Source organism: Delftia sp. ASV31 (assembly GCF_016428765.1).
Lineage (GTDB): Bacteria > Pseudomonadota > Gammaproteobacteria > Burkholderiales > Burkholderiaceae_C > Comamonas > Comamonas acidovorans.
Window position 1 is genome coordinate 25,992 of the sequence record NZ_JAELTK010000068.1, and the last position, 8,558, is coordinate 34,549.

Consider the following 8,558-nt stretch of genomic DNA (forward strand, 5'->3'; position numbering starts at 1 on the left):
GCCCGCTGCCACAACGCCGGGCGTTCAGCCCAGCCACTGCCGGATGCGCCCCGCCAGCGCCTGGGCGCTGATGCCGTAGCGCTCATGCAGCGTGGGCAGGGCGCCCGCATCGAGGAAGGCGTCCGGCAGGCCCGCCAGCCGAAAGCGCGCGGGCCGCACATCGCGCTCCAGCAGGGCGCCGGCCACGGCCTCGCCCAGGCCGCCCACCACCGAATGGTTCTCCGCCACCACCACCAGGCGCGGCCCGCTGGCCACGGCCTGCACGATGGCCTGCACATCCAGCGGCTTGATGGTGGCGCAGTGCAGCACGGCGGCGCCCACGTTGTCGGCGGCCAGCAGCTGTGCGGCCTCCAGCGCGCGCATGGTCATGAAGCCGCTGCAGATGATGAGCGCCTCGCGGCCCTCGCGCAGCATCTTCGCCTTGCCCAGCTCGAAACGGTAGTCGTACTCGTCCAGCACCAGCGGCACGTTGCCGCGCAGCAGCCGCATGTAGACGGGGCCGCGGTGCGCCGCGATCTGGGGCACGGCCTGGGTGATGTCCAGCGCATCGCAGGGGTCGACGATGGTCAGCCCCGGCACGGCCCGCATCATGGCCAGATCGTCCGTGGCCTGGTGGCTGGGGCCGTAGCCCGTGGTCAGGCCGGGCAGGGCGCAGCAGATCTTGACGTCCAGGTTTTCCTCGGCAATCACCTGGTGGATGAAGTCATAGGCCCGCCGCGTGCCGAACACCGCATAGGTGGTGGCAAAGGGCGTCAGCCCCTCCTTGGCCATGCCGCCGGCGGCGGCCATCAGCAACTGCTCGGCCATGCCCATCTGGAAGAAGCGCTCGGGGTGGGCCTGGGCGAACAGGTGCAGGTCGGTGTACTTGGCCAGGTCGGCCGTCATGCCCACCACATCGGGCCGACTGGCGGCCAGCTCCACCAGCGCCTTGCCGAAGGGCGCGGCCTGCACGCGCTGGCCCTCGGCGGCGATGGAGGCGATCATGGCCGAGGTGGTCGGCCGGGGCTTGGGGGTGGCAAGAGGCATGTTCATGGCAGGGCGGGCTCCAGGGGTTGCGATGCGTCCAGGATGGCGATGGCCTGCTGCCACTCGGGCGGATCGACGCGGATGAAATGGTTCTTCTCGCGCTGCTCCAGGAAGGGCACGCCCTTGCCCATCAGCGTGTCGAACAGGATGACGCGGGGCCGCTCTGCGGCCAGCGTGCGCGCCGCGTCGAAGGCCTGCACCACCTGGGCCAGGTCGTTGCCGTCCACGCGCTGCACATGCCAGCCGAAGGCGGCCCATTTGTCGGCCAGCGGCTCGAAGCCCAGCATGCGCGTGGACGGGCCGTCGGCCTGCTGGTTGTTCACGTCCACCAGGCAGATCAGCCGGCCCAGCCCGTGGTGGGAGGCGGACAGCGCGGCCTCCCAGGTCGAGCCCTCGTCCAGCTCGCCGTCGGACATGGAGTTGTAGACAAAGGCATCGCTGCCCTTGTGGCGCAGCGCCAGCGCCATGCCCACGGCGATCGGCAGGCCCTGGCCCAGCGAGCCGCCCGAAATCTCCATGCCCGGCGTATAGCTGGCCATGCCCGACATGGGCAGGCGGCTGTCATCGCTGCCATAGGTCTGGAGTTCCTCGTCGGACAGGATGCCCGCCTCGGCCAGGGCCGCGTAGAAGGCGATGGCGTAGTGGCCGTGCGAGAGCAGGAAGCGGTCGCGGCCCTCCCACCCGGGCTCATCGGGCCGCAGCCGCAGCGCGTCGCCATAGGCCACGGCCAGCACATCGGCCCAGCCCAGGGCCTGGCCTATGTAGCCCTGGCCCTGCACCTCGCCCATTTGCAGGGCGCGGCGGCGTATGCGCCAGGCACAGGCCGCGAGCCGGTCCAGGCGCTGTTGCAGTTCTTGGTTCATGCATCGTCTCCTCGGGATGGAAGGGCGCGCGGCTCAGCGCAGGATGCTGGCCGGCACATAGGACACCAGCGCCAGCACGGCCAGCGCCACCAGGTAGAAGGGAATCAGCTCGCGCACGGTCTGGCCCACCTTGACCCGGGCCAGCGAGCTCGTGATGAACAGCGTCGTGCCCACGGGCGGCGTGTACAGCCCCAGGGCCAGGTTCACGACCATCATGATTCCCAGCTGGGTCATGTCCATGCCGATGCTCTGGGCCAGCGGCACGAACACCGGCGTGAGCAGCAGCACGGCGGCCGGCAGGTCGATGAACATGCCGATGAAGAGCATCAGCAGGTTCATCAGCACGATCACCAGCCAGGCCGAATGCACATGCGACTGCACCCAGTGCACGACCCCATCGGGCATGCGGTCGAAGGTCAGCAGCCAGCCGATGGCCGACGAGGCCATGATCACCAGCAGCACCACGCCCGTGGCCAGGCCCGCATGCACTACCGCATCGTTGAGCCGGCGCCAGCCCAGGTCGCGGTAGATGGCGGCCGACACCAGGCCCGCATACAGCGTGGACAGCACGGCCACCTCGGTGGGCGTGGCGATGCCGAAGCGCAGGAACACGATGATCAGCACCGGCAGCAGCAGGGCCGGGCTGGCGTACAGCAGGTGGCGCCGGAAGGCGGGCCAGGCAAAGGGCGTGGTGTCGCGCGGAAAGCCGCGGCTGCGGCCCACCCACCAGCACACGCCCATGAAGCCCGCGCACATCAGCAGCCCCGGCACGATGCCCGCCACGAACAGTGCCGCAATCGATGCATTGGCGCTGAGCGCGAACAGGATCATGGGGATCGACGGCGGGATCAGGATGTCGATGGTGGCCGCCGCCGCCAGCGTGGCCGCCGAGAACGCGGGCGGGTAGCCCAGCCGTTTGTGCCACGGGATCATCAGCGAGCCGATGGCCGAGGCATCGGCCACGGCCGAGCCCGACACCCCGCCGAACAGCGTGGACGACATCACCCCCACCTGGGCCGGCCCGCCGTGAAAGCGCCCTATCAGCGCCGACAGCACGCCCACCAGGGCCTCGCCCAGGCGCCCGCCCATCATCAGCGAGCCGGTGAGCATGAAGAACGGGATGGCGATCAGCGGAAAGCTCTGCACCTGGGCCACCATCTGCTGCACCAGCAGGTCCAGCGGCACGCGGTCCGAGGTGGCCGCCGCCGCCATGGCGCCCATGAGCAGCGCGTGGGCAATGGGCATGGCGATCACGGCGCCCGCCATGAAGACGAAAAGCATGATGAAGGACATGGACCTGCCCCCTTCACCAGTGCGCGGCGGCCACGGGCCGCGCGGGTTCGGCATCGGCACTTGGGGCATCGGCCGCATCTGCAGCCCCTGGGGATGTCCGGCCCCCGCCCGCCACGCAGGCGCGCCAGGCCGACTGCAGGGCCAGCAAGGCCAGCAGCGCCATGCCCACCATCACGCAGCCATAGGTCAGCGAGCCGGGAATGCCCAGGATCTGGCTGCGCTCGTCATGCACGATCTCCAGCATGTTCAGCGTGGACCAGGCCAGCGTGGCGTACAGGGCGGCCACGGCCAGCCAGCCCAGCACGGCCGTGGCGCGCTGCACGCGGGCCGGCAGCGCCTCGACCAGAAAGCTGGTGGTGATGTGGGCACCATGGGCGGCGGCCAGCACCACGCCCGACATCACCAGCCAGGGAAACAGCAGCTCGGGCACCTCGTTGGCCCATTGCAGGCTGGCGCCGCTGGCATAGCGCAGCGCGGTGTTGCACACCAGGATCACGAAGATCACCAGGGTGCTGGCCCACAGCACGGCGCGGCACAGGCCCGTGACCAGGCGTTCGATGAGGTTCATGGACGGCTCCCTGCGCTTCACTGCGCGCCTGCGGCCTTGACGACCTTGGCGATATAGGGGCCCGCAGGGCTGGCCAGCCACTTGTCCTGCACCTTGGCCGTGGCCTGGGCGAAGGCCCGCGCGTCGATGGTGCTCACCTCCACGCCCTTGGCGCGGATGTCGTCCAGCAGCTTGTCGTCGGCCTCGCGCGCCAGCTGGCGCTGGTAGGCCGTGGCCTCCTGAGCGGCCTCGGTCAGCAGCGTGCGGTCGGCGGCCGGCAGCCGGTCCCAGCTGCGCTTGCCCATGATCAGCGGCGTCATCTGGAACATGTGGCCCGTCAGCGTCAGGTGCTTTTGCACCTCGTACAGCTTGCTGGCGTGGAAGTTGGCCAGCGGGTTCTCCTGGCCATCGACCACGCCCTGCTGCAGGGCCACGTACAGCTCGGCGAACTTGATCTGCTGGGCCTCGGCGCCCAGGGCCTGGATGATGTCCACCAGCACCGCGTCGGGCGGCGTGCGCATCTTCAGGCCCTTGAGATCGTCCACGCTGCGCAGGGGCCGCTTGCTGTTGGTCATGTGGCGTATGCCGTTGTCCCAGTAGCCCAGTACCACCATGCCCTTGGCGGCCGATTTGTCGGCCAGCTCCCGGCCCAGCGGCCCGTCCAGCACCTGGAAGGCACGGGCCGGCGTGGCGAAGAGAAACGGCATGCCATAGGCCGCGTACTCGGGCACGGCCGCTGCCACCGCGCCCTGGGAATTGGCCGACAGGTCCAGCGCGCCCGTGCGCAGTGCCGTGACCATGGCCGCGTCGTCGCCCAGCTGGGCCGAGGGGGCGACCTGCACCTCGATGCGGCCTGCGCTGCGCGTCTTCACCAGTTCGGCGAACTTCAGCGAGGCCAGGTGGCGCGGATTGTCGGGCGCCGCGCCGTGGCCCAGCGTGAGCTTGACGGCCTGGGCACAGGCCAGGGCCGGCAGCAGCAGGGCGCAGGCGGCCAGGGCGGCGCGATGGAAAAGCGTGCTTTGCATGGTCTTGTCTCCTTTGCTTGGGTTGTGTGCGGCCATGCAGGCCATGGCCAGGCGCGCGGGGCTCAGTGGATGAGCATCCCGCCGTTCACATCGAGCGTGATGCCCGTGCAATAGCCAGCCAGGTCGCTGGCCAGGAACACGCAGGCGCCGGCCACATCGTCGGCGCGGCCCAGGCGTGCCAGCGGAATCGTGGCGGAGATCTCGCGCTTGCGCTCGGGGCCGAGCTTGCCCTGGGTGATATCGGTCTCGATCAGGCCCGGCGTGACGCAGTTGATGCGTATGCCATCGCCGCCGAACTCGCGCGCCATGGCGCGGGCCAGGCCCAGCACGCCGGCCTTGGCGGCCGAGTAGTGCGGCCCGCCGAAGATGCCGCCGCCGCGCTGGGCCGAGACGGAAGAGATGCAGACGATGGCGCCCGCTTGCTGCCTGCGCATGGACGGCAGCACGGCCTGGGACATGTACAGCGTGCCGCGCAGGCTCACGTCGAGCACGCGGTCGTAGTCGGCCCCGCCGATCTCCAGCGTGCCCACGGCCTGCGTGATGCCCGCGTTGTTGACCAGCGCGTCGATGCGCCCGAAGGCGCGCAGCACGGCGGCGGCCGCCGCCTCGCACGAGGGCTTGTCCGTCACATCGGCCACCAGCCCCAGGTGCCCGTCGCCCAGCCGCGCGGCCGCGCCGGCCGGGTCGGCCCGCTCCAGGTCGAGGATGGCCACGCGGGCCCCCTGGGCGGCCATCTGGCGCGCCGTGGCAAAACCGAGTCCGTTGATCCCTGCGCCGCCGGTGATGATGGCGACCCTGTCCTTGAGCAGCATGTGCCTGTCTCCGCTGTGGTTGTGGTGGATGCAGCCATCTTGGGCCGTCACGAGCATGAAGACAAACGATGTTTCATCAGCCTAAGATGACGACTCTTCAGCTTATGTGCGGGGTCTCCCGGGGTGCTGCTCAGCCTCCGGGCGTCTTCGAGGAACTTGCCATGGCCTCCATTCCCACCACTGCCCACCTGCAGGCCTTCGAGGCCGTGGCGCGCCGGCGCAGCTTTGCGCTGGCGGCCTCCGAGCTGCACCTGACGGCCTCGGCCGTCAGCCACCAGGTGGCCAAGCTGGAAGCGCAGCTGGGCGTGCGCCTGTTCGAGCGCAGCGCGCATGGCGTGCGCCTGAGCCGCCCGGGGCATGCCTACCTGGAGCGCGTGGGCGGCGCGCTGGCGGCCATCGTCTCGGCCACCGAGGACCTGCGCCACAGCATGAGCAACAGCCTCTACGTGCACTGCGCGCCCAGCATCGCCAGCCTCTGGCTCATGCCCCGGCTGCGGGACTTTGCGCGGGCCTGCCCGCACATTGCGCTGAACCTGTCGGCCGCGCACTCGCACAGCGACTTCGCGCTGGGCCAGGCCGACATCGACATCCGCTACGGCATTGCGCAGTGGCCGGACCTGGAGGTGGAGCCGCTGTTCGAAGAGCGCGTGCTGCCCCTGGCCAGCCCCGCCTTCGTGGCCGAGCATGGCCTGGCGCGCGTGCAGCAGCTGCTGCATGTGCCGCTGATCCAGAGCAACGTCAGCATCGTCCAGTGGTCGGACTGGTTCCTGGCCTTCACCCCCTTGCGTGCGCCCGAGCGCTTTGCCGTGCGCTTCGACCGCGCCCAGATGTCGCTGGACGCGGCCACCCAGGGCCTGGGCGTGGCGCTGGAAAGCGCCATGAACGCGGGCGGCCACATCGCCGATGGCCGGCTGGTCGCGCCCTTCGGCATGGAGCAGGCCCTGCGCGTCAAGGCGCACTTTGCCGTCTATCCCACGCGCAACGCCCACCGGCCCGCCGTGGCCGCCTTCCTGGCCTGGCTGCATGGCGAGGCCGCCCGCACCGAGCAGCAGCCCCGGCGCCACGGCATCGACTGATGCGGCCGGGCCGCAGCCCGGGCAATGGCCATGCAACGGCCGGAGTCCATTGATTTTCTCGATGAATGACGACACGGCCGGGGGCCGGAATTGGCAATAATTCCGCCATCTTCACGCTCTCGTGCCCGTGGCGGCCGCCCACGGGCGTCGGGCCTGTTCCTTGCCAGCAGTACACATCACAGGGGTGCCACGCTGAAATGGCCAAATCAGCAAGACGCCGATTTATCGGACTGATCACGGTGAGCTACGGGTTGCTGGCGTTCGCCTGGATCATCCTGTCCGACAAGCTGTTGTTCGCACTGGCGGGCAGCGCGGACATCGGCTGGCTCTCGGTGGGCAAGGGACTGTTCTTTGTCCTGGCGACCGACTTCCTGCTGTTCTTCGCGCTGTGCTCGGTGCCGGCTGCGCAGGACAGCGGCGCCTCGGCCATTGCGCAGGAAATGGGGCCGCGCCGTTTTCCGGTCTGGGCCTCGTATCTGTTTTCCCTGGCCATGAGCCTGGCCGTGCTGGCTGCCAGCAGCACGCTGGCCAGCCATTTCGGCGAACGGTCGCTGCTGCTGCTGTTCATGCTGCCCGTGCTGGTCAGTGCGCTGATCGGCGGCCTGGGGCCGGGCCTGCTGGCCACGGCCTTTGCGGCCTACAGCCTGGACCAGACCGACGGCGTGGACGTGCGCGACTGGGCGCAGTGGGGCGTGGTGGCCGTCAACGGCCTGGCCGTGAGCGTGCTGGCCGAGACGCTGCAGCGCTCGCTGCGCAAGGCCAACATGCAGCGGCAGCTGCTGGACTCGGTGATCTCCGGCACCTCGGACGCCGTCTTCGTGAAGGACCTGCGCGGGCGCTACCTGCTGGTCAACCGGGCCGCCGCCAGCCTGGTGGGCCGGCAGGCCGAAGACATCGTGGGCAAGGACGACTTCGCGCTCTTTCCCTTCGGCATCGCCAGCGCCATCCGCAGGAAGGACCAGGCTGTGCTGCGCCAGGAGGTGGCCACGCATGAGGAGCAGCTGACGGTGGAGCCGGGCAGGACGCTGGACCTCCTGGTCACCAAGGGCCCGGTGCGCAACACCGCAGGCCACATCGCGGGCCTGTTCGGCATCTCCCGGGACATCACCGAGCGCAAGCGCTTCGAGCGCGAGCTGGCCCAGGCCGCCGTGGTGTTCGACAGCAGCCACCAGGGCATCATGGTGGTCGATCCGGGGCGGCGCATCACGCGTGTCAACCCGGCCTTCACCCGCATCACCGGTTATGCGTCCGAGGACGTGATCGGCAAGACACCGCGCGTGCTGTCCTCGGGCCTGCACGGCCCGGAGTTCTACCGGCAGATCTGGGCCTGCATCGAGCGCGACGGCTTCTGGCACGGCGAGATCTGGAACCGCCGCAAGACGGGCGAGATCTTCGCCGAGATGCTGTCCATCTCCGCCGCGCAGGGCGCCGGTGGCGAGATCGAGCACTACATCGGCGTCTTCACCGATATCAGCCACATCAAGGCCCACGAGGCCGAGCTCGAGCGCGTCACCCACTACGACCTGCTCACCGGCCTGCCCAACCGCCGCCTGCTGATCGACCGGCTCAACCAGGCCATGCTGCGCACGGCGCGCGAGGGTCGCTCCCTGGCCGTGTGCTTCCTGGACCTGGACGGCTTCAAGGAAATCAACGACCTGCACGGCGCGGCTGCGGGCGATGCGCTACTGGTGGGCGTGGCCGCCCACCTCAAGAGCGTGCTGCGCTCCGAGGACACGCTGGCCCGGCTCGGCGGCGACGAATTCGTGCTGCTGCTGTCGCACATCGGCTCGGCCGAGCACTGCGCCACCATCCTCGACCGGGTGCTGGAGGCGGCCAGCCGTCCCGTGCCCGTGCAGGACCGGGTGCTGTCCGTGACCGCCAGCCTGGGCGTCAGCCTCTACCCCGACGACCAGGCC

Annotated in this window: 8 protein-coding genes; 2 read left to right on the plus strand and 6 right to left on the minus strand. The window is 69.8% G+C overall.

Annotation, left to right across the window (positions count from 1 at the left end):
- Positions 1-24: 24 nt before the first annotated feature.
- The 6 genes from JHD82_RS21400 to JHD82_RS21425 form a co-directional block, all read right to left on the minus strand.
- Entirely contained in the window at positions 25-1,032 is a 1,008-nt protein-coding gene (locus JHD82_RS21400; protein WP_199138629.1) for a transketolase family protein, read from the minus strand.
- A complete protein-coding gene (locus JHD82_RS21405) occupies positions 1,029-1,889 on the minus strand; it encodes a transketolase (RefSeq protein WP_199138630.1) in 861 nt (286 codons plus the stop codon). The genes JHD82_RS21400 and JHD82_RS21405 overlap by 4 nt, the downstream gene beginning before the upstream one ends.
- 33 nt (positions 1,890-1,922) lie before the next feature.
- Positions 1,923-3,182 carry a TRAP transporter large permease gene (locus JHD82_RS21410; RefSeq protein ID WP_199138631.1) on the minus strand — a complete coding sequence of 420 codons (1,260 nt, stop codon included), beginning with the start codon at positions 3,180-3,182 and terminating at the stop codon, positions 1,923-1,925.
- Between the two features lie 13 nt (positions 3,183-3,195).
- Positions 3,196-3,750, minus strand: coding sequence for a TRAP transporter small permease (locus JHD82_RS21415; protein ID WP_199138632.1), 555 nt, complete (start codon positions 3,748-3,750; stop codon positions 3,196-3,198).
- Positions 3,751-3,767: 17 nt separating this feature from the next.
- Positions 3,768-4,754: a TRAP transporter substrate-binding protein gene (locus JHD82_RS21420; RefSeq protein ID WP_199138633.1), complete on the minus strand. Its 987-nt coding sequence runs from the start codon at positions 4,752-4,754 to the stop codon at positions 3,768-3,770.
- A gap of 62 nt (positions 4,755-4,816) precedes the next feature.
- Entirely contained in the window at positions 4,817-5,566 is a 750-nt protein-coding gene (locus JHD82_RS21425) for an SDR family NAD(P)-dependent oxidoreductase (protein WP_012202664.1), read from the minus strand.
- 161 nt (positions 5,567-5,727) lie between these two features.
- On the opposite strand from JHD82_RS21425, the gene JHD82_RS21430 reads away from it, so the two are divergent.
- Both JHD82_RS21430 and JHD82_RS21435 read left to right on the plus strand, forming a co-directional pair.
- Positions 5,728-6,642, plus strand: coding sequence for a LysR substrate-binding domain-containing protein (locus JHD82_RS21430; protein ID WP_199138634.1), 915 nt, complete (start codon positions 5,728-5,730; stop codon positions 6,640-6,642).
- Between the two features lie 239 nt (positions 6,643-6,881).
- The coding region (locus tag JHD82_RS21435; protein ID WP_199138640.1) for a diguanylate cyclase domain-containing protein at positions 6,882-8,558 on the plus strand (1,677 nt) is incomplete at its 3' end.

Bases quoted from the DNA above. Each gene is read 5' to 3' on its own strand.
- JHD82_RS21400 (WP_199138629.1), bottom strand. From the start codon at position 1,032: ATGAACATGCCTCTTGCCACCCCCAAGCCCCGGCCGACCACCTCGGCC.
- JHD82_RS21430 (WP_199138634.1), top strand. From the start codon at position 5,728: ATGGCCTCCATTCCCACCACTGCCCACCTGCAGGCCTTCGAGGCCGTG.
- JHD82_RS21405 (WP_199138630.1), bottom strand. From the start codon at position 1,889: ATGAACCAAGAACTGCAACAGCGCCTGGACCGGCTCGCGGCCTGTGCC.
- JHD82_RS21410 (WP_199138631.1), bottom strand. From the start codon at position 3,182: ATGTCCTTCATCATGCTTTTCGTCTTCATGGCGGGCGCCGTGATCGCC.
- JHD82_RS21420 (WP_199138633.1), bottom strand. From the start codon at position 4,754: ATGCAAAGCACGCTTTTCCATCGCGCCGCCCTGGCCGCCTGCGCCCTG.
- JHD82_RS21425 (WP_012202664.1), bottom strand. From the start codon at position 5,566: ATGCTGCTCAAGGACAGGGTCGCCATCATCACCGGCGGCGCAGGGATC.
- JHD82_RS21415 (WP_199138632.1), bottom strand. From the start codon at position 3,750: ATGAACCTCATCGAACGCCTGGTCACGGGCCTGTGCCGCGCCGTGCTG.